Origin of the sequence: Pseudomonas sp. Bc-h (assembly GCF_002080045.1) — a bacterium.
Taxonomy (GTDB): Bacteria; Pseudomonadota; Gammaproteobacteria; order Pseudomonadales; family Pseudomonadaceae; genus Aquipseudomonas.
The window spans coordinates 204,785-224,399 of the sequence record NZ_MUIN01000012.1 but is presented as its reverse complement, the minus strand read 5'-3'; the positions used below and the strand labels follow the sequence as shown (position 1 = coordinate 224,399).

Annotated in this window: 19 protein-coding genes; all 19 read left to right on the top strand. The window is 62.0% G+C overall.

Annotation, left to right across the window (positions count from 1 at the left end; genetic code table 11):
- Nucleotides 1–8: 8 nt before the first annotated feature.
- The 19 genes from BWR59_RS24140 (at nt 9) to BWR59_RS24050 (ending at nt 19,605) form a co-directional block, all read left to right on the top strand.
- Nucleotides 9–1,589, top strand: coding sequence for an ABC transporter substrate-binding protein (locus tag BWR59_RS24140; RefSeq protein ID WP_081568154.1), 1,581 nt, complete (start codon nt 9–11; stop codon nt 1,587–1,589).
- A gap of 14 nt (nt 1,590–1,603) precedes the next feature.
- Complete coding sequence (locus BWR59_RS24135) at nt 1,604–2,575, top strand: peptidylprolyl isomerase (RefSeq protein ID WP_081568153.1); 972 nt, start codon at nt 1,604–1,606, stop codon at nt 2,573–2,575.
- Nucleotides 2,576–2,804: 229 nt separating this feature from the next.
- Nucleotides 2,805–3,347: a response regulator gene (locus BWR59_RS24130; protein WP_081568152.1), complete on the top strand. Its 543-nt coding sequence runs from the start codon at nt 2,805–2,807 to the stop codon at nt 3,345–3,347.
- A 118-nt stretch (nt 3,348–3,465) separates the two neighbouring features.
- The gene (locus BWR59_RS24125; protein ID WP_081568151.1) at nt 3,466–5,181 is read left to right on the top strand and encodes a GspE/PulE family protein; all 1,716 of its coding nucleotides are present in this window, start codon (nt 3,466–3,468) and stop codon (nt 5,179–5,181) included.
- Nucleotides 5,162–5,965, top strand: coding sequence for a hypothetical protein (locus tag BWR59_RS24120; RefSeq protein WP_081568150.1), 804 nt, complete (start codon nt 5,162–5,164; stop codon nt 5,963–5,965). The genes BWR59_RS24125 and BWR59_RS24120 overlap by 20 nt, the downstream gene beginning before the upstream one ends.
- A gap of 1 nt (nt 5,966) precedes the next feature.
- Entirely contained in the window at nt 5,967–6,512 is a 546-nt protein-coding gene (locus BWR59_RS24115; protein ID WP_081568149.1) for a PilN domain-containing protein, read from the top strand.
- The gene (locus tag BWR59_RS24110) at nt 6,499–7,047 is read left to right on the top strand and encodes a GspMb/PilO family protein (RefSeq protein ID WP_081568148.1); all 549 of its coding nucleotides are present in this window, start codon (nt 6,499–6,501) and stop codon (nt 7,045–7,047) included. The genes BWR59_RS24115 and BWR59_RS24110 overlap by 14 nt, the downstream gene beginning before the upstream one ends.
- The gene (locus BWR59_RS24105; RefSeq protein ID WP_081568147.1) at nt 7,047–7,571 is read left to right on the top strand and encodes a hypothetical protein; all 525 of its coding nucleotides are present in this window, start codon (nt 7,047–7,049) and stop codon (nt 7,569–7,571) included. Before BWR59_RS24110 ends, BWR59_RS24105 begins: the two co-directional genes overlap by 1 nt.
- A 59-nt stretch (nt 7,572–7,630) precedes the next feature.
- The gene (locus tag BWR59_RS24100; protein ID WP_081568403.1) at nt 7,631–9,427 is read left to right on the top strand and encodes a secretin N-terminal domain-containing protein; all 1,797 of its coding nucleotides are present in this window, start codon (nt 7,631–7,633) and stop codon (nt 9,425–9,427) included.
- Between the two features lie 2 nt (nt 9,428–9,429).
- Entirely contained in the window at nt 9,430–9,912 is a 483-nt protein-coding gene (locus tag BWR59_RS24095) for a type II secretion system protein (protein WP_081568146.1), read from the top strand.
- A gap of 3 nt (nt 9,913–9,915) precedes the next feature.
- On the top strand, nt 9,916–10,290 hold the full coding sequence (locus BWR59_RS24090; RefSeq protein ID WP_081568145.1) for a type II secretion system protein: 375 nt from the start codon (nt 9,916–9,918) through the stop codon (nt 10,288–10,290).
- A complete protein-coding gene (locus BWR59_RS24085; protein WP_230982077.1) occupies nt 10,265–10,885 on the top strand; it encodes a type II secretion system protein in 621 nt (206 codons plus the stop codon). Before BWR59_RS24090 ends, BWR59_RS24085 begins: the two co-directional genes overlap by 26 nt.
- On the top strand, nt 10,882–11,301 hold the full coding sequence (gene csgE / locus BWR59_RS24080) for a curli production assembly/transport protein CsgE (protein ID WP_081568144.1): 420 nt from the start codon (nt 10,882–10,884) through the stop codon (nt 11,299–11,301). Before BWR59_RS24085 ends, csgE begins: the two co-directional genes overlap by 4 nt.
- On the top strand, nt 11,298–11,711 hold the full coding sequence (locus BWR59_RS24075; protein WP_081568143.1) for a curli assembly protein CsgF: 414 nt from the start codon (nt 11,298–11,300) through the stop codon (nt 11,709–11,711). Before csgE ends, BWR59_RS24075 begins: the two co-directional genes overlap by 4 nt.
- Before the next feature lie 32 nt (nt 11,712–11,743).
- Nucleotides 11,744–12,625: a CsgG/HfaB family protein gene (locus tag BWR59_RS24070; protein ID WP_081568142.1), complete on the top strand. Its 882-nt coding sequence runs from the start codon at nt 11,744–11,746 to the stop codon at nt 12,623–12,625.
- 305 nt (nt 12,626–12,930) lie between these two features.
- Entirely contained in the window at nt 12,931–14,055 is a 1,125-nt protein-coding gene (locus BWR59_RS24065; RefSeq protein ID WP_081568141.1) for a diguanylate cyclase, read from the top strand.
- A 961-nt stretch (nt 14,056–15,016) separates the two neighbouring features.
- Complete coding sequence (locus BWR59_RS24060) at nt 15,017–16,642, top strand: NADP-dependent glyceraldehyde-3-phosphate dehydrogenase (protein ID WP_081568140.1); 1,626 nt, start codon at nt 15,017–15,019, stop codon at nt 16,640–16,642.
- Nucleotides 16,643–16,825: 183 nt separating this feature from the next.
- Nucleotides 16,826–17,386 carry a biliverdin-producing heme oxygenase gene (locus tag BWR59_RS24055; RefSeq protein WP_081568402.1) on the top strand — a complete coding sequence of 187 codons (561 nt, stop codon included), beginning with the start codon at nt 16,826–16,828 and terminating at the stop codon, nt 17,384–17,386.
- A 5-nt stretch (nt 17,387–17,391) separates the two neighbouring features.
- Complete coding sequence (locus BWR59_RS24050; protein WP_143490933.1) at nt 17,392–19,605, top strand: ATP-binding protein; 2,214 nt, start codon at nt 17,392–17,394, stop codon at nt 19,603–19,605.
- The last annotated feature ends 10 nt before the right edge of the window (nt 19,606–19,615 follow it).

Below are 19,615 nucleotides of genomic sequence, written 5' to 3'. Positions count from 1 at the left end.
AGTCGACCATGAAGTCGCTGGCGCTTTTTCGCCTGAGGCTGACTTTACAGTTCAGCCTGCTGTGGTGCCTGACGAGCGCAGCTCATGGTATGGAGCTGAGCCCGATGGAGGCGGCCGGCAAACGTGTGTACCGCGAAGGCGTCTCTGCCAGCGGTGCCGACGTGTCGGCGCGCATCGGCGTGTCGGGCACCGTGGTTCCGGCCGCGACTGTGCCGTGCGCGGGTTGCCATGGTGCCGATGGCCGCGGGCGACCGGAAGGCGGCGTGCGTCCGCCGGACATCACCTGGCGGCGGTTGAGCACGCCCTACGGTCAACAGGTCAGGGCAGGGCGCAGCCATCCGCCGTACAGCGACAGCGCGGTGTCCCACGCGATCATCGAGGGCATCGACCCGGGCGGCAATGCACTGGACAGTGCGATGCCGCGTTTCGTCATGTCCAGTCAGGATCAACTGAATCTGGTCGCCTACCTCAAACGCATCGAAGACGACGGCGATCCCGGCGTGCAGGCCACGACCTTGCGCCTGGGCACGTTGTTGCCAACCCAGGGTGCCATGGCGCCGCTGGGCGATACCGTGGGCGCAGTGCTCAAGGGCGCGCTGGCAGCGATCAACGAAGCAGGGGGCATTCACGGGCGCCAACTTGAGTTGCAGATCGTCGACCCCGGCCCCGATGCTGAAAGCGCCAAAGCCGCGCTGCAAACCCTGACCGGCGACGACGGCGTGTTTGCGCTGATCACGCCGCTGGTGCCTGCGCTGGACGGGCATCTGGGCGAGTTGCTGGAGCAGGTGCAACTGCCGCTGGTGGGCTCGGTGTCGCTGGTTGGCGGGGAAAGCGACAATCCTTTGATTTTCGAGCCATTGCCCGGTACGTCCGAACAACTGGGGGCGCTGGCGAGCTACGGCCAGCGCACGCTGGGTCTCGCCGGGCAGGCAACCCGGATCGTCTATCAGGACAATCCGCAGGATCAGCAGCAGGCCGAAACCCTCAAACAACACCTCAACGCCCAGGGCTGGACGGACGTCAGCCTGCAGTCCTACCCGACAGGTCAGACCGTGGGCGTCGGCGTTTACACCGCTGAAGTCAAATCGCTGTTCTTCCTTGGCCGCGCCGCCGACTTTGCCGCCATGACTCAAACCCTGGACGGAGCCGGACAGCATCCGTACCTGTTCGCGGCGTCGGCCCAGGTACCCAACGATGTCTGGCAAGTGCCTTCTTCGTTCTCCCGCCGTCTTTTGCTGGCCTATCCGTTCATCCCCGGCGACTGGACCGACGAAGGCAAGGCCGCGCTCGCCAGTGTCCGCGAACGCAGCGGCCTGAAAGGGCAATACGCGGTGTTGCAGGTCGATGCCTATTGCGCAGTTCTGCTGGTGGCCGAGGCATTGCGACAGATCGGTCGAAACCCCGCGCGAGAGCAGTTGGTCAAGGCGCTGGAAGGGTTGCACGATATACAGACCGGACTGACCCCACTGTTGGGATTTGGGCCGGGGCGCCGGCTGGGGATGTCGGGCGCCCATGTGGTGACCGTGGATTTAAAGCAGCAGAGGTTTGAACTGGTCAGCCCGTACACGCGGGTCAGCGCGGCCAATTGAAGTGAGAATTCGCCATGAAGCTCAAGGTGCTTTTACTGTTGTTGGCGTTTGTGATGCCGGGCGTGCTGCTCACGGTAGGCCGTACCGAGGCAGTGGCCGAGCCGACCGTTGGGCAAATGGCCGTGGCGCGGGTCAACGGCGTGGAGATCGGGCAGATGCAGCTTGAGCATTACTTTGCCGACTACTTGCAGGCTCAGGGGCGTATGGTGGGTTCGATACGTAACCCGGTGGCCTATAACCGCTTGCGCAACGCCGCGCTGGACGACTTGATCGACAAGGAATTGTTGTGGCAGGAGGCCGGCAAGCGCGGAGTGCGCATCGATGAAAAGAGCGTGCGGGAGAATTTCGCCGCGCTGCGGGGCGAGTTCACCTCCGACGAGATATTCAACCGTCGGCTGGAGGAAGCGGGTTTTGACACCACCTCTTTCCAGGCTTACCTGCGTCGCGAACTGACCAGCCAACGGATGCTCGCCGAGCTCAGTCAGGTCCCGGCGCCCGGCGATGCCGAGGTAGAGGCGTTCTACCGGCAGCTGTCGCCGCGCATTCATGCCCGGCACATCCTGCTGCAACTGGACGCCACTGCCGACGCCGCGAAAGCCGAAGCCGTGCGTGAACAACTGCTGCAATTGCGCGCGCGAATCGTTGCCGGAGAAGACTTCGCCAAGGTCGCTCAGCAGCACTCTCAGGACAGCCGGTCAGCCGAAGGCGGCGATCTGGGCTATTTTTCTCGTGAAAGCATGGTCTCGGAGTTCGCCGATGCCGCTTTCAGTCTCAAGCCTGGCACCGTCAGTCAGCCGGTACGAACCATTTACGGCTGGCATTTGATCAAAGTTGAGAACACTGTTTCAGCTAACGCCATCGAAGACAGTCAGGGACTGGCGATGGCGCGTCAGGCGCTGGATCAGCAACGCCAGGCACAGGCGACGGCGGCGGCGCTGCAGCGATTGCGAGCGGCGAGCAGGATAGAACGGGCGGCGGAGCGATGACCCGGGTTTTCCCCGAAAGTGGGGGCAAATCCGATTATCGATGGCGCCTCCCCCCGCTAGTGGGGTCGAGGCCGGACCACGGGTCTTTCTTTTTTATCGAAGAAAATCAGTGGCATGGGCAAAGAAATTTTCAAGTGGAGGGTCTGGCATGAACAGTGCTCTTGTACCTATACAAGGCGGGAATCCCCAGACCGGGCCACAGGACCTGTCCCGATTTCAGGAGTCCACCTTGTTGAACAAAGTAATGGTTGTAGAGGACGAGCAAATCCTGGCGCAGAACCTTCAGTCGTATCTGGAGGCCAAGAGCCTGGATGTCCGGGTCGCGAACGATGGCGCTGCTGCCATCGACCTTGCACAGGGTTTCGCACCGGACGTGGTGGTCCTCGATTTTCGCCTACCCGATATGGAAGGGTTTCAGGTACTCGATGCGGTACGCAAACAGAAGGACTGTTTTTTCATTCTGATCACCGGCCATCCGACCAGCGAAGTCTGCGGTCGGGCCACCGATCTGGGTGTCAGCCACATTCTGTTCAAGCCGTTTCCGCTGGCCGAACTGGCCCGAGCTGTCTGTGACTTGTTGGGTACTGAGCGACGCTCGACGAGCAGGGCGCCACAGGCGGCCGGTTTCATCGAGCGGCGACACAGCCCGGCTGAGACGTTCCCGTTGCAGTTGTACGACGGTTCCTGGGTTCATGCAGACCGTCGAAGCAGCAAGCAGATCGCGTCGCCTGACAGCGACAAAGCGGTCCACGACGGGGAGGGCAAACTCTAGCCGGGACCGGGATCTTCAAGACCACGGGTATTGAAGGTTCCGGGAACGGCACACCGGTCATGGACGGCCGGGCGCGTCGAATGTGTGGTTCCTTTTTTGGGGTCCGGGAGTGCATTCGATGGAAAGTCTTACGCTCGCAGTCGAAAGACCGCCACTGGCGCAGCCAGTCGAGTCACCCATACGTTTTCCCGGCAGCCTGCTCAGCGCCGCCAGAGAACGCGCCATCACCGAGAGCGAACGCCCTGTCGAAGCGCTCGAAATCCTCTCAGACCTCGAACCCACAGCGTTCATCCGCGCCCTCGGCGCGACCTTGCACTACCCGGTGCTGGACGCCTCCAGCCTGTTCAAATGCAGCCCCGACTTCGATCAGGTCAGCCTTGCCCAGGCACTGAAACGCGAGTTCGTCATGCTGCGGCACGGGGACGCCCTGATTGGCGTGTTCGCCGACCCGTTCGATGACTCGCGCCTGGCCTGGATCGACGAGTGCCTGCAAGGCGCTGCGCTGTACCTGTGCCATCCGGCGGATCTGGGCGCGTATCTGGCCCGTCAGGAAGAAAGTTTTCACGCGGTGGCCGCCCTCGATACCCATGGCGACGAGCAGCATGAATTCGACAACCTCGAAACCCTGTCGCTGACCAGCATCAGCGAGGACGCGAGCGCCGTGGTCAAGCTGGTCAACTCGACGCTGTATGACGCGCTGAAAATGCATGCCAGCGACATCCATCTTGGGGTGACCGGCAGTGGTCTGGTGATCAAATACCGCATCGACGGCGTGCTCAACAACATCAGCAAGGTGCAGGGGGCCGAGTTCGCCGATCAGGTGATTTCGCGGATCAAGGTCATGGCCGAACTGGACATCGGCGAGAAACGCGTGCCACAGGACGGCCGCTTCAAGATCGGCATCAATGGCCGGCAGATCGACTTCCGGATTTCCATCATGCCCAGCATCTTCGGCGAGGACGCGGTGCTGCGGGTGCTGGACAAACAGGACCTGGCCGACCGGGTCAGTGGCGTCAGCCTCGAAGCGCTGGGTTTCGAGGACGCGACCCTGCGCAGCCTGCGCCGGCTGGCGGCAGAGCCCTATGGCATGGTGCTGGTGACCGGCCCCACCGGCAGCGGCAAGACCACCACGCTGTACGCGATGATCACCGAGATCAACCACGGCGTGGACAAGATCATCACCATTGAAGACCCGGTGGAATATCAGTTGCCGGGCGTGCTGCAGATTCCGGTCAACGAAAAGAAAGGCCTGACCTTTGCCCGCGGCCTGCGCTCGATCCTGCGTCACGACCCGGACAAGATCATGGTCGGTGAGATCCGCGACCCGGACACCGCACAGATCGCTGTGCAATCGGCGCTCACCGGCCACCTGGTGTTCACCACCATCCACGCCAACAACGTGTTCGACGTGATTGGCCGCTTCACCCAGATGGAAGTCGACCCTTACAGCTTCGTCTCCGCCCTCAACGCGGTGGTTGCCCAGCGCCTGATTCGTCTGGTGTGCAGCGGCTGCTCCACCCCGGTCAAGCCTGAAGAGGAAGAGCTGCGTGCCTCGGGCCTGACCGCAGAGGACAGCGGCCATTACCACTTCGTGCACGGCGCCGGTTGCGGTCGCTGCCGTGGCACCGGTTATCGCGGCCGTACCGCCATCGCCGAACTGCTGCATCTGGATGACGAAATTCGCCAGATGATCGTCGAGCGCAAACCCATTTCCCAGATCAAGCATTACGCCTGCAGCCGTGGCCTGCGCCTGTTGCGCGGCTCGGCTCTGGAACTGGTGCGCGATGGCCGGACCACGCTGGAGGAGATCAATCGTGTCACTTTCATTTCGTGATCATTATGTGGCCGTGATCGGCGCCAACGGCGTCGGTCTTTCCCGCTGCAGCGCCAGCGGCAGGACCTGGCTGGGCAGTGCAGGGTTCATCGCCGATCGCCAATCCACCGCGACCCTGGCCCTGGATACTCTGCAACGTTTGCTCGCCGAGCATGTGAAAGGGCGCGCCCGGCTCAGCGTTCTGCTGTCCAGTCACTACAGCCGCTTCGGCCTGATTCCGTGGAGCGAGCACATCACCACCCCGGACGAACTGCGCGCTTATGCCAGCGCCTGTTTCGACGACACGTTCGGCAAGTCGACGCAAGCCTGGAGCCTGAGCCTGTCGCCAGAGAATGCCGGGATGCCGCGCATCGCCGTCGGCCTGCCTGACGCCTTGCTCGGCCGCTTGCGTGAGGTGGTCAAGGCACTCGGCTTGCGTCTGGTGTCGGTGCAGCCGTACCTGATGACCGCCTTCAACCGCTTTCAGAAGAGCTTCGGTGACCGCGACTTCCTGTTCGTGGTCGCTGAACCCGGCCGCAGCACCTTGTTGCTGGCCAGGGAAGGGCGCTGGTCTGCCGTGCGCTCCCTGCGCATCGCCGATACCGATGCTGCGCTGGCTTCGATGATCGCCCGGGAAAGCGAGCTGCACGGGCTCAACGGCGACAAACCGGTGGACCTGTTCGTACACGCCCCGGCCCGCCACAACGATGCACCGTTGATTCTCGGCGTACAGACCCTGGAATTGCCTGTGGTCGAGGGCGACATCCAGGACGCGTTGCACCTCATGTCCAGAGCGGTGAACTGACATGCGCGCCCTCGATCTGGAATTTCAGCCCCAACGCCGTGGCAGCAAATTGGGCTGGACCCTGTTGAGCCTTGGTCTGGTGCTCAGTGTTTCGGTTGCCACCGGCGCCCATGTCATCGGCGAAGAGATTCACGAGCAGCAAGGCCGGTTGGGTCACGCACAGAAGAAAATGCAGGTGCACACCGGCCCCGTTGCCGGTCTGACCCCCGCCCAGCAGCGCGAGCAGGAAGTGCGGCTGACGGAGATGAAACAGATCTCCGCGCAGTTGCGTCGCCCTTGGGAGCGCCTGTTCGCGGCCCTCGAGACCCTGCGCGGCAAGGACATCGCCTTGCTCAGCCTGAGCCCCGACGCACGCAAGGGCCAGGTACGGATCAGTGCCGAAGCGCGGGATCTGGAAGCGATGCTGACCTTTCACCGGCAGTTGGAAGACAGCCCTGAGCTGAGCGACGTCTCGCTGGTCAACCACGAGATCGTCGCCAACTCACCGCAGAAACCGATCCTGTTCAACCTGTTGGCCACCTGGGAGGTGAGCGATGTCCGTCCCTAGCCTGATTCTGCGTGAACACGTGCAACGGGCCGGCTGGCCTGGCTTGGGGGGTGCGGCGCTGGTGATTCTGGTGCTGGCGTACGGGGTGTTCAGCCTGCTGCCTGACTGGCAGTCGCTGGGCAGTCTGCGTCAGAACAGCCAGAAGGCCAGCGAGTTTCTGGAGAAGGTCGCCAACGGCACCGCCGCGTTGCCGGTGGTGCCCCAGCAGCAACTCGATGAGTTCCATCGTGCGTTGCCGACCCAACTGGATGCCACCTCGGCCATCGACCGCATCTACGCCATGGCCAGCAAGGAAAAGATCAACCTGTCCCGGGGCGAATACTCGCTGGGCATCGACCCGAAAACCCAACTGGCGCGTTACCAGATCCTGTTGCCGGTGCGGGGCAGCTACCCGCAACTGCGTCGATTCATTCACGCCCTGTTGAGCGAGCTGCCGGCAGTGGTGGTGGAGGACGTGGACTTCCAGCGCAAGCGCATCGCTGACACCGAGCTGACCGGGCGTATCCGCATGACCCTTTATCTGTCGAGGTCATGATGAACACTCGTCGCGTAGCAGGCTGGCTGGCGTTCTTCGGCATCTGCGGGCTGATCGCCTGGGTGCCCGAGCAGTTTTTCAGCGAGCAGGCGCAGGATTCGGTCAGCGATGCCGCGCCTCTGGCGAGCAAGCACCGGGATGGCATCGCTGGGGCGAAAGCCGCTTCGGACAAGGACGGCACCGCCAAATCAGCAGCGGCCAAGGTTCCGCAACTGGACCTGTTCGCTGCGCAGAGCTGGTTCGTCGCCCCAGTGGTGACGGCCGAGCAGGCTGCGCTCAACAACGCACCTGCAGCACCCACGGTGCCCACTGCACCGCCTTTACCGTTCCAGTTCATTGGCAAGCTGGAAGACAGCCAGCAGTTGCAGGTGTTTCTGCAAAACGGAGAACGGCTCTATGTGGTCAGGGCCGGCGATGTGATCGACGACGTCTACAAGGTCGACCGCATCTCCGCCACTGAAATGAGCCTCGTCTATCTGCCGTTGAAGTTTGCGCAGACCTTGTCTGTGGGGAGTGCACCATGAGTCCGCTGCGGTTGTCGTTGAACGCGTTGTTGCTGGGCTTCACCTTGGCGCTGGGGCTGATGCTGGCTTCCTGCACATCGGACATGAACCGGGCCATCGGTCAGGATTTGATCGAGGAAGGCCGTTACGAGGAAGGCCTGGCCAAATTGCAGGAGGCGGTCAACGCCAATCCGCGGGACGCAACGCTGCGCATTGCCCTGACGTCGGGCAAGGCGCGGGTGGTCAAGACCTTGCTGACCAAGGCCGACTCCGAGCGCTCCCAGCGTGATTTCAACAGCGCGGCGATCGACTATTCGCGAGTCATCGCCATCGAGCCGAGCAATGGCCGCGCCCGTGACGCGCTGTATCTGCTTGAGCAGATGCGCAACATCAACGACATGCTGATCAAAGGGCAGACCAGCCTGCGTCGCGGTGATCTCACCGGCGCCGAACACCAGGCCCGCCAGGTGCTGGCGCTGGATCCGCGGCACGAAGGCGCGACGGAACTGATGCGCAATGTCGAGCTGATGCGCAGCCGCAACACCGTGTCCAATCCGCAGCTCAAGACCCGTCTGGAAAAGCCTGTGACCCTGGAATTCCGTGACGCCAACCTCAAGGTGATCTTCGAGGTGCTGTCGCAAGTCGCGGGCCTCAACTTCATCTTCGACAAGGACCTGCGCGCTGACCTCAAGGCCACGATCTTCGTCCGTGAAGTGCGCATCGAAGATGCCATCGACCTGCTGCTGCAGCAGAATCAGTTGCACCAGAAGGTGGTGAACGACAACACCATTCTGATCTACCCGGATTCGCCGCAGAAGGTGAAGGATTACCAGGAACTGGTGATGCGCACCTTCTACCTGACCAACACCGATGCCAACACCGCGCTGAACATGGTCAAGACCATGCTCAAAACCCGCGATGTGTTCATCGACGAACGCCTCAATACCCTGACCATGCGCGACACACCGGATGCGATCCGCATGGCCGAGAAGCTGTTCTTCTCTCAGGATCAGTCCAACCCCGAGGTGGTGCTGGAAGTGGAAGTCATGGAAGTCGCCCGCCAACGCATCCTCGATCTGGGCCTGCAATGGCCGAACACCTTCGGCGTGATCAACAGCGACGGCACGGCAGTCAGCGTGCTGAACCAGCTCAAGGGCATCAACTCCAGCCGGATTTCGATCTCGCCTTCGCCGCAGCTGAAAATCAACGCTCAGGACAACGACGTCAACACCCTGGCCAGTCCGACCATTCGCGTCAGCAACCGGGAACAGGCCCGTATCCACATCGGTCAACGGGTGCCGATCATCAGTGCCACGTCGGTGCCTTCCACCCAGGGCCCGGTGATCACCGAAAGCATCACGTATCTGGACGTCGGTCTGAAGCTGGAGGTGACACCCATCGTCCACCTGGACAACGAAGTGGCGATCAAGATTGCCCTGGAAGTGAGTAACGCCACCCCCCTGGAACCGACCCGCCAAGGCACGATTCCGGTTCAGGTCGATACCCGCAACGCCCAGACCACCCTGCGACTGCATGACGGCGAAACCCAGATCCTTGCCGGTCTGGTGCGTAACGACAACAGCTCCACCGGCAACAAGATTCCGGGACTGGGCGATATCCCCGGCATCGGCCGGCTGTTCGGCAGCAATAAGGACACCGTCGGCAAGTCCGAGCTGGTGCTGTCGATCACCCCTCGCATCGTACGCAACCTGCCGTATCAGGCGCCGAGCGACATGGAGTTCGATTCGGGCACCGAAACCAGCATGCGCATGAACCCGGTCAACCCGGACATGGCGCCGATGACCGTGGAAATCGACCGCAAGTCGGCGCCGCTGGCTGCCGTACCTGCCGTACCTGCCGCAGCCGAGAAGCCTTGATCATGAACGGCCAGAGCAGATCGCGCGGTTTTACCCTGATCGAGATGGTCGTGACCCTGGCCATCGTCGGTCTGCTGGCGAGCATCGCTGCACCCCTCACCGAAACCGTGATCCGGCGCGGCAAGGAACAGGAATTGCGCACCGCGCTGTACCAGATTCGCGATGCGGTAGACGCATACAAACGGGCCGCCGACGCGGGGCGGATCGAGAAGTCGGTCGCCAGTAATGGTTATCCCGCGAACCTCAAGGTGCTGGTCGAGGGCGTGCGTGATCTGCGCAGCCCCAAGGGCGCGAAGATCTTCTTTCTGCGGCGCATCCCACGCGATCCGCTGCTGGGCAAAAGTAAGCGCGACGCCGAAGACGAATGGGGCCTGCGTTCCTACGACAGCCCGGCGAACAACCCTCGGGACGGCGAAGACGTATTCGACGTGTACTCCAAAGCCCGTGGCAAAGGCCTCAACGGCATTGCCTATTCGGAGTGGTGAATCATGCGCAGACAAAAGGCTTTCACGCTGATCGAGCTGCTGGTGGTCATGGCCATCATCGCCACGCTGATGACCATTGCCGTACCGCGCTATTTCTCCAGCCTGGAAAACTCCCGGGAGACCGCACTGCGCCAGAGTCTGTCGGTCATGCGCGAGGCACTGGATCACTACTACGGCGATACCGGCCATTACCCGGAATCGCTGGACGACATGGTGACTCATCGTTACCTGCGCAGCCTGCCCCAGGACCCGATCACCGGGCGCAGCGACATGTGGGTCATCGTTCCGCCGCCGGAAGGCGTGCAGGGTTCGGTGGCGGATATCAAGAGCGGATCCACCGGGAGGGCGCGTGATGGCAGTCTTTTCGGGCAATGGTAGAGCGCTCGGCGCCGGCCTGCCGGTCCGCCAGCAGGGCTTCACGTACCTGAGCGCGTTGTTGCTGATTGTGATGATGGGCACCGCGTTGGCCGCGGTGGGGCAAGTCTGGTCCACTGTCGGCAAGCGCGAGCGCGAACTGCAATTGATCTGGGTCGGCACTCAATACGCCCAGGCGCTGCGCAGTTATTACCGCAGCGGCACCGGGGTGTCGCAATACCCGGACTCGCTGGATGAACTGCTGGAAGATCATCGCTTCCCGTCCATTCAGCGGCACCTGCGCCGCCTGTATCCCGACCCCATGACGGGCAGTGCCGACTGGGGGCTGAGCAAGTCCATCGACGGTCGTATCACCGGCGTCTACAGCCAGTCGGCCGAGACCCCGCTCAAGACCGCGAACTTCCCGCCGCAGTGGCAGGAATTCGAAGACATGACCAGTTATGCCGACTGGCGCTTCGTCGCCGAGAAGGCGTTTCTCGAATCCTCGTCCAACCGTCCGGCCGGTGCGCCTGGCACGCCGGGGGCACCACCGACCTCAGGACCAGGCACTTCGCTGGGCACCTCGTTGGGCACTCCGTTGGGAGGGGCCAGCCAATGAACGCCGTCAGCTCCCACGTCAAAGGCTTGTGCCTGTGCGCTGCGCTGTTGATCGGTGGGCTCGGTGCCAGCTTTGCCCATGCTGACGACGAAGACGAAATGATGGGTTTCATCGTCGACGACTGCATCTCGCTGGTCGGCCATAACTTCTACAACGCCTTCACCGACCGGCTGCGCGCCACCAGCCGGCTGGATTTCAACCTGGTGGTGCGCGAGCGCCCCGACCCTCGCTGGGGCAGCCTGATCTGGGTCGAATACGACCAACGCATCGTGTACCGCCGTTTCATCGCACCCAACGCCACGGAAACCCGGGAGCTGGCCATCGAAGCCGCCGATCAGGTTCGCGCGGCGGTGGTTCAACGCAAGCTGCAAGTTCAGTTGCAGGACAACATTGATCTGGGGAAGGACGAACTATGAACAGAACAATAACCGCCGTCTCGACCTGCCTGTGCCTCACAGGCTTCAGCCTGATCTGCCAGGCCACGGAGCTGGTCTACACACCGGTCAACCCGAACTTCGGCGGCAACCCGCTCAACGGCCCGACGCTGCTCAACGAGGCGCAGGCGCAGAACGACTACAAGGACCCGGACCTCAAGCGCTCGACCACCACCGCGACCTCGGCGCTCGAGCGTTTCAGCCAGCAGCTGCAATCGAGCCTGCTGTCCCAGGTGCTGACCAACATCCGCAACGGCAACACCGGCAGCCTCACCACCGACGCCTTCATCGTCAATGTCATCGACGATTCGGGCTCGCTGAGTATCCAGATCACCGACCGGGTGACGGGCGAAATTTCGGAAGTAAACGTCAACGGACTTACCTCCAACTGACGCGTGCTGAAGTTCCAGAGGAGCGATAGACCATGAAAAGATGCATCACGATTCTGATGCTGGTCGCTGCACTGCAAGGCTGCGCTGTCCGCGAGCCGATGCCGGCCGAACAGGCGAAGGAAACCCCGACCCTGACCCCGCGTGCCTCGACCTATTACGACCTGTTGTCCATGCCCCGGCCCAAAGGGCGTTTGGTGGCGGTGGTCTATGGTTTTCGTGACCAGACCGGGCAGTACAAACCGACCCCGGCCAGTTCGTTTTCCACCAGCGTGACCCAGGGCGCGGCGAGCATGTTGATGGACGCCATGCAGGCCAGCGGCTGGTTCGTGGTGCTCGAACGCGAAGGGCTGCAGAACCTGCTGACCGAGCGCAAGATCATCCGCGCCTCGCAGAAAAAACCGCCTGCCGTGATCGGCCCGAACGGCGCGCCGGTCAACATCCAGATCCCCAACGAACTGCCGCCGCTGCAGGCGGCCAACCTGATGCTCGAAGGCGGCATCGTTGCCTACGACACCAATGTGCGCAGCGGCGGGGAGGGCGCGCGGTATCTGGGCATCGGGCTGTCGCAGGAATACCGCGTCGACCAGGTGACCATCAACCTGCGCGCCGTCGACGTGCGCAGCGGCCAGGTACTGGCCAACGTCATGACCAGCAAAACCATCTACTCCACCAGCTACAACGCCGGCGTGTTCAAGTTCGTCGAGTTCAAGAAACTGTTGGAGCTGGAAGCGGGCTATACCACCAACGAACCGGCGCAATTGTGTGTCTTGTCGGCGATCGAAGCGGCGGTGGGGCATCTGGTGGCGCAGGGCATCGAGCGGCACATGTGGCAGATCGCAGGGGACACCAGCGCCCCCAATGAGACGCTGGATCGCTACTTGAGCCAGAACAAGTCGCCGGAAGACGGGCAGTGATTCGCGGCGCTCATGGCGGCGGGGGGGCGGTTATGAACAGGATATCGTCGTAGCTGAGGACTACGCCCTGATCCGCTGTAGCTGGCGATCAGAGGCACCACGGTCGGGCGCTCAGAGGTACGAGGGTACATCCCACTGCTTGCAGTCGTTGCAGGCGTCTAACGTGGCGTTCTCGGATAAATCCGACCTCTGACACGTCTGCAAACGTGAATTAACGCAGGTTTGAATGCCTGCGCCGTTGTGCCGCGTCATGGCAGGGTGCCACAATCTGCCCCTATAACCGTGGTATGGCCAGGCGAGATCCGATGTCCACCCTTGAGTATCCGCACGAACGCGATGCCCTCATCAGGGCTCAGGTGCGAACCGACCGTTTGCAACTGCTGTTTCGTCAGACGTTTTTCTCGGTGCTGGGAAGCTTTCTGGCCGCCCTGATGTTGAGCTGGCTGTGCTGGGCGCGGATCGAGCACTCGGTGATTCTTTATTGGCTGGCATTGTTGGGCGTCTCGACCTCATTGCGCGTGATCCTGTTGGTCACGTATTTTCGCAGCCCCTCCGATACCCGCACCCCGCAGCGGTGGGAACTGAAATACTGCCTGACACTGGTGTTGTCGGCGGCCATCTGGGGTGGCGGCGCACTGGCGTTGATGCAGGCCAACGATCTGCTGACCCAGACCCTGGTGCTGTTGTTCACGGTAGGGATGTCGGTCAGCGCGGTGTCGTGCTATTCGGCGTATCGCTCGATGACCATCGTCTCTATTGGTCTGGTGTTGCTGCCGTGTTCCTTCTGGTTGTTGTTCCAGCCAGCGCCGATGCAGATCGGCATGGCTGCCGCGTCATTGGTCTTCGCCTCGTTCGTGGTCAGCGCCACGCGCAAGCTGTCCGAGGCCATGGAGAAAGCCTTCCGCCTGACCCGCGAGATGGAATATGCCCACAGCATCGCCAACCATGCCGCACAGACTGACGAGCTGACGGGACTGAAAAACCGTCGGGCGTTTTTCCAGGAGGCAGAGCAGACCTACGAGCACTGCAAGCGCAACCGGCTCCCGCTGTCGGTACTGATGATGGACATCGACCACTTCAAACACATCAATGATTCCTATGGTCATCAGGCGGGCGATCAGGTGCTGCGGCAGATCGGCGCGGTCATCTGCGAGGCGGTTCGCGATGTCGACCTCTGCGGTCGGCTCGGCGGCGAAGAATTTGCACTCTTGCTGACCGACACCTCGATCGACGTGGCCCGGGCCACAGCGGAGGAATTGCGCCAGGCCATCGCCAGACTGCCCTGCGAACATATCGAAGGCATCACCGCAAGCCTGGGTGTCGCGACCATGAGCGCGGTCGATCAGAACGTGCACATGCTGCTCAACGATGCCGACAAGGCATTGTTCCGGGCCAAGGCTCAAGGGCGCAATCAGACAGCGGTGGCATGAGGCTTTCAGTTGTCTGACCTTCCGCATCGCCACTGTCGTAAACTCCAGCAGCTCCCACAGGTTCAGCGTCAGGCTCAACCCTGCGGTTTCCTCGATTCCTGTGGAAAGGTCACGCTCAACCCTGCGGTTTCCGCCGATTCCTGTATACAGGTAGGCCCAAACCTTCGGCGCAGCGCATTCCCTGTGGGAGACGCCGGAGGTCACGACGGCAGCGACAGCGTGGGTTCAGGCGACTCATCTGTGACTGATCCACCGCATCGCCACTGTCGTAACCTCCAGCAGCTCCCACAGGTCCAGTGTCAGGCTCAACCCTGCGGTTTCCGCCGATTCCTGTGTACAGGTCAGGCCCAAACCTGCTGATCCACCGCATCGCCACTGTCGTAACCTCCAGCAGCTCCCACAGGTCCAGTGTCAGGCTCAACCCTGCGGTTTCCGCCGATTCCTGTGTACAGGTCAGGCCCAAACCTCAGGCGCAGCGCATTTCCTGTGGGAGACGCCGGAGGYCACGACGGCAGCGACAGCGTGGTTTCAGGCGACTCATCTGTGGCTGATCCACCGCATCGCCACTGTCGTAACCTCCAGCAGCTCCCACAGGTCCAGTGTCAGGCTCAACCCACGGCAGCGACAGCGTGGTTTCAGGCGACTCATCTGTGGCTGATCCACCGCATCGCCACTGTCGTAACCTCCAGCAGCTCCCACAGGTCCAGTGTCAGACTCAACCTCGCGGTTCCCCTCGATTCCTGTGGAAAGGTCAGGCTCGACCCTGCGGTTTCCCCCGATTCCTGTGTACAGGTCAGGCCCAAACCTTCGGCGTAGCGCATTCCCTGTGGGAGACGCCGGAGGTCACGACGGCAGCGATCTCTGTCACGCAGCCGTGACATTTGTCACAACTCTTTTCATTCGCTTCAAGCTGTGGCGTAGTGTGTTTCGCACGATTACCGACTGGAAGAGGTAAAGAGAAATGACCCTGCAAAACCGCCTGGACAACCTGTACCCGAGCGCCGATGAAATTCCTGAGCAGTTTCGCGCAGGCCCTGCCATCGAGCAGCGAGAGTACTTGGTCAATGGCGAACTGCGTCAGTGGCAAGGACCGCTGGCGCCGGTGCTCAGTCCGGTTTCGTTGAAGACCGACGCAGGCCTTGAGTCGGTGGTGCTGGGCAGTACCCCATTGATGGACGCCGACACCGCGATGACCGCTCTGGACGCGGCGGTCAAAGCCTATGATCGGGGGCAGGGCGCCTGGCCGACCATGCGCGTCGTCGATCGCATCAACCACGTCGAGACCTTCCTCAAACTGATGCGCGAGCAGCGGGACGCCGTGGTCACGCTGCTGATGTGGGAAATCGGCAAGAACCTCAAGGACTCGCAGAAAGAGTTCGACCGTACCTGCGACTACATCGTCGACACTATCAATGCGCTCAAGGAACTGGACCGCCGATCCAGCCGTTTCGAACTGGAGCAGGACACTCTTGGCCAGATTCGCCGTGTGCCGCTGGGCGTGACCCTGTGCATGGGCCCTTACAACTACCCGCTGAACGAGACCTTCACCACGCTGATTCCGGCGCTGATCATGGGCAACACCGTGGTCTTCAAACCGGCCAAGTTCGGCGTGCTGTTGATCCGTCCGCTGCTGGAAGCCTTCCGCGACAGCTTCCCGGCCGGGGTGATCAACGTCATCTACGGCAGCGGCCGCGAGACCGTCAGCGCGCTGATGGCCAGCGGCAAGATCGACGTGTTTGCCTTCATCGGCACCAACAAGGCCGCCAGCGCCCTGAAAAAGCTGCACCCCAAGCCGCATCGCCTGCGCGCAGCCCTGGGGCTGGACGCCAAGAACCCGGGCATCGTGCTGCCCGACGTCAATCTCGACAACGCGGTCAGCGAGGCCATCACCGGTTCGCTGTCGTTCAACGGCCAGCGCTGCACCGCACTGAAAATCCTCTTCGTGCATGAAAACGTGGTGGGCAGCTTCCTTGAGAAGTTCGAAGAGAAACTGGCGCAGCTCAAGCCAGGCATGCCGTGGGAGCCGGGCGTTTCGCTGACGCCGCTGCCGGAGCCGGGCAAGACCGAATACCTGCAAGGGCTGGTCGACGATGCCGTGAGCAAAGGCGCCAAAGTGGTCAACGAGGGCGGCGGCACCACCCATCAGCAGTTTTTCTACCCGGCGGTGCTGTACCCGGTGACCCCGGACATGCGCGTCTATCACGAGGAACAGTTCGGCCCGGTGGTGCCAGTGGTGGCTTACCGCGATCTGGATACCGTCATCGAATACGTGCTGGATTCGGACTTCGGTCAGCAGCTGAGTATCTTCGGCAACGACTCCAAGCAGGTCGGACGACTGGTGGATGCATTCGCCAATCAGGTGGGCCGGATCAACATCAACGCCCAGTGCCAGCGCGGCCCTGACAGCTTCCCGTTCAACGGACGCAAGAACTCGGCGGAAGGGACCCTGTCGGTCCACGACGCCTTGCGCGTGTTCTCGATCCGTACGCTGGTGGCCACCAAGTTCCAGGAGAGCAACAAGGCGCTGATCAGCGACATCATCCACAATCGCGAATCGAGCTTCCTGACCACCGACTACATCTTCTGATAGCAGGTTTGCACCCGGCTGCCGCGTACATTAGTGTGCGCGGTAGCCCATTGCCTTGAACCTGCAGGTGGCTTTGTACTCCAAGATTTCCCCCCTACTGACTGGACGCCACCGCCCTTGGTCGAAGCGACTCCCGAGCTGCACCTCTCCACCGCACCGCTGACGCCGCTGCCCGTCCTGCAAATGCTGCGCATCGCCACCGCCGTGCAGCACAAGCGGCTGGAAGCCCGGCTGCCGCTGACGCACCCCCAACTCGATCAAGCCACCTATAAACGGATCATCGAAGCCTATTACGGTTTTCATGCCCCGTTGCAGCGGCGCATCGAAGGCTTTCTGGGCGCTGAAGGCGCAAATCCCCAGCGGCAGAAGATCCCGGCATTGCTCAAGGATCTGCATGCACTGGGCCTGACCGCCGAACAGATCGCCGCGTTACCTGTGTGTTGCGAACTGCCGACACTCGATTCCCATGCCCGATTGCTCGGCGTGATGTACGTCATGGAAGGCGCAACGCTGGGCGGGCAGGTGCTGCGAAGGATCATCGCCGACAGATTGGCCATCGGCCCGGATAACGGTGGCGAATTTCTTGATGTCTATGGCCGTGACACGGGCCGCCTGTGGAAAGACTTTCTCAAAGAGTTGGCAGCCAGCGACCATCCCGACTACAACCAACAGACGGTGGACGCTGCGTGCGCCACCTTTTCCTGTTTCGAAGGATGGCTTGAAGGCACAGGAGTGCTGCTATGACTGCCATGTCCGAACAACGTCTGGACGCCTTGGTCCAGAACTGCGCCAATGAACCGATCCGCATCCCCGGCGCGATCCAGCCCCATGGTGTGTTGCTGACGGTCGACGAGATGTCCTGGAGCGTGCAGCAGGCCAGTGCCAACGCTGCAGCCGTTCTGGCGTTGGCCGGCGATGTCGCACCCGGTCAGGCGTTGTCCCGCTGGCTGGGTGAAGAGCAGGCGAGGCGTTTACGTCTGGTGCTGGAAACCGAGTCGACTGAGGACATCAATCCTCTGTCGCTCAGTTTCCGCGATCAGTCCTTTGATTGCCTGGTGCACCGCCATGACGGCTTGCTGTTTCTCGAGCTCGAAGCCCTGCAGCCTCTGTCACCGCTGGCTGGCAAGTCTCTGGACCAACGCCTGGGCCGCACGTTGCGGCGTATGCAATCGGCGAAAACCCTGGCTGAGCTTTACATCATCAGCGTCAATGAAGTCCGCGAGCTGACCGGCTACGACCGGGTGCTGGTCTACCGTTTTCAGGAACAGGGCCATGGCCAGGTCATCGCCGAGTCTGCGACACCTGAACTGGATGCGTATCAGGGCCTGTTTTTCCCCGCCAGCGACATTCCGCAGCAGGCGCGCGAGCTGTATCGCCTGAACTGGCTGCGGATCATTCCCGATGCAGCGTATGTTCCGGTGCCCATGATCCCGGCCCTGCGTCCTGACAACGGCCAGGCGCTGGACATGACCTACGCGGTGCTGCGCAGCGTGTCGCCGATTCACTGTCAGTACATTCAGAACATGGGCGTGCGCTCGTCCATGAGTATCTCCTTGCTCAAGAATGATCGGCTCTGGGGCCTGATCAGCTGTGGCAACCGCCAGCCATTGCACGTCCCGCATGCCCTTCGCGCGGCGTGCCAGACCATCGGCCAGGTGCTGTCGATGCAGATCAGTGCGCTGGAAGATCTGCACGCGCAGCACCAGCGAGAGGCCAAGGCCGGCGTGCTCGGCACCCTTGCCCGGGCCATGTCCGAGGTTGAAGGAGACGTGTACCAGGGGCTTATCGAACATCCTGAGGATCTGCTGGCGCTTGCCGATGCCGATGGCGCTGCCGTGATCATCGAGGATCGGTTGCATCTGTTCGGCCAGTGCCCGACGCCTGAGCAGGTCCGGGCGTTGCAGCAATGGGTACAGCAGCAGCCCGAAACCACGGTGCACACATCGAGTCTTTGTGAGGCATTCGCCCCAGCGAAGGATTACCCGCACCTTGCCAGCGGGCTACTGGCATTCAGCCTGCCCAAACCGATCGACAACGCGGTTCTGTGGTTCCGCCCTGAGGTGAAAAGCAGCGTGCAGTGGGGGGGCGACCCGGATAAAACCAAAGTGGTGGTGGCCAACCGCCTGCGCCCACGGGAATCGTTCGAAGCGTGGAAGCAAGAGGTGGCTGGCACAGCCCGAGCGTGGACGAGCGGAGACATTTACGCGGTATCTGACCTGCGTCGTTCGGCGCTGGAATCCGATCTGTCGCGTCAGGTGTTGCGTGAGCAAGACGCCGTCCGCGCTCGCGATGAGCTGGTGGCAGTGGTGTCCCACGACCTGCGCAGCCCGCTGACGGTGATCGTCATGCAGTGCGGGATGATGCAACGGGTGATCGCCGCCGATATCAGCCCGTCCTCCAAACGGCTCAGTTCTGCAGTCGACACGCTGCAACGAGCATCGGGGCGCATGACCAACCTGCTGGAGGACTTGCTCGACACCTCTAAGATCGAGGCCGGGCGCTACCTGATCGCCCCCCATCCGCTGGAGGTCAGTCAGCTGTTCGAGGACGCCTGGTCGCTGCTCATGCCTCTGGCGCTGAACAAATTCATCGACCTGACGTTCAGCAGCGAGCCCCAGCTGAAGATCATGGCCGACACCGAGCGCCTGTTTCAGGTGTTGTCGAATCTGGTGGGTAACGCGATCAAGTTCACCCCGAAGGAGGGCCGCATTAGCGTCACGGCCACTGTCGACGGGGATTTTGTCGCGATCAGCATTACCGATTCGGGAACCGGCATCGATCCAGAGCAACTGCCCCATGTGTTCGAACGTTACTGGCGCATCCGCGAGGGCAACCCCAGCGGCAGCGGGCTGGGCCTTTACATCTCGCAAGGGATCGTCAAGGCTCACGGCGGCGAGCTGACGGCCAGCAGCGAGCCGGGCGTCGGCAGCGTGTTCCGTTTTACCGTGCCGTTGGCGCGGTAGAGGTGAGCCG

What these genes read in the sequence shown, in the direction of transcription:
- BWR59_RS24090 (WP_081568145.1), top strand. Translation starts at nt 9,916, where the DNA reads ATGCGCAGACAAAAGGCTTTCACGCTGATCGAGCTGCTGGTGGTCATG.
- BWR59_RS24070 (WP_081568142.1), top strand. Translation starts at nt 11,744, where the DNA reads ATGAAAAGATGCATCACGATTCTGATGCTGGTCGCTGCACTGCAAGGC.
- BWR59_RS24110 (WP_081568148.1), top strand. Translation starts at nt 6,499, where the DNA reads ATGTCCGTCCCTAGCCTGATTCTGCGTGAACACGTGCAACGGGCCGGC.
- BWR59_RS24125 (WP_081568151.1), top strand. Translation starts at nt 3,466, where the DNA reads ATGGAAAGTCTTACGCTCGCAGTCGAAAGACCGCCACTGGCGCAGCCA.
- BWR59_RS24135 (WP_081568153.1), top strand. Translation starts at nt 1,604, where the DNA reads ATGAAGCTCAAGGTGCTTTTACTGTTGTTGGCGTTTGTGATGCCGGGC.
- BWR59_RS24140 (WP_081568154.1), top strand. Translation starts at nt 9, where the DNA reads ATGAAGTCGCTGGCGCTTTTTCGCCTGAGGCTGACTTTACAGTTCAGC.
- BWR59_RS24075 (WP_081568143.1), top strand. Translation starts at nt 11,298, where the DNA reads ATGAACAGAACAATAACCGCCGTCTCGACCTGCCTGTGCCTCACAGGC.
- BWR59_RS24060 (WP_081568140.1), top strand. Translation starts at nt 15,017, where the DNA reads ATGACCCTGCAAAACCGCCTGGACAACCTGTACCCGAGCGCCGATGAA.
- BWR59_RS24095 (WP_081568146.1), top strand. Translation starts at nt 9,430, where the DNA reads ATGAACGGCCAGAGCAGATCGCGCGGTTTTACCCTGATCGAGATGGTC.
- BWR59_RS24055 (WP_081568402.1), top strand. Translation starts at nt 16,826, where the DNA reads ATGCTGCGCATCGCCACCGCCGTGCAGCACAAGCGGCTGGAAGCCCGG.
- BWR59_RS24050 (WP_143490933.1), top strand. Translation starts at nt 17,392, where the DNA reads ATGTCCGAACAACGTCTGGACGCCTTGGTCCAGAACTGCGCCAATGAA.
- BWR59_RS24065 (WP_081568141.1), top strand. Translation starts at nt 12,931, where the DNA reads ATGTCCACCCTTGAGTATCCGCACGAACGCGATGCCCTCATCAGGGCT.
- BWR59_RS24115 (WP_081568149.1), top strand. Translation starts at nt 5,967, where the DNA reads ATGCGCGCCCTCGATCTGGAATTTCAGCCCCAACGCCGTGGCAGCAAA.
- BWR59_RS24105 (WP_081568147.1), top strand. Translation starts at nt 7,047, where the DNA reads ATGAACACTCGTCGCGTAGCAGGCTGGCTGGCGTTCTTCGGCATCTGC.
- csgE (WP_081568144.1), top strand. Translation starts at nt 10,882, where the DNA reads ATGAACGCCGTCAGCTCCCACGTCAAAGGCTTGTGCCTGTGCGCTGCG.
- BWR59_RS24100 (WP_081568403.1), top strand. Translation starts at nt 7,631, where the DNA reads ATGCTGGCTTCCTGCACATCGGACATGAACCGGGCCATCGGTCAGGAT.
- BWR59_RS24085 (WP_230982077.1), top strand. Translation starts at nt 10,265, where the DNA reads ATGGCAGTCTTTTCGGGCAATGGTAGAGCGCTCGGCGCCGGCCTGCCG.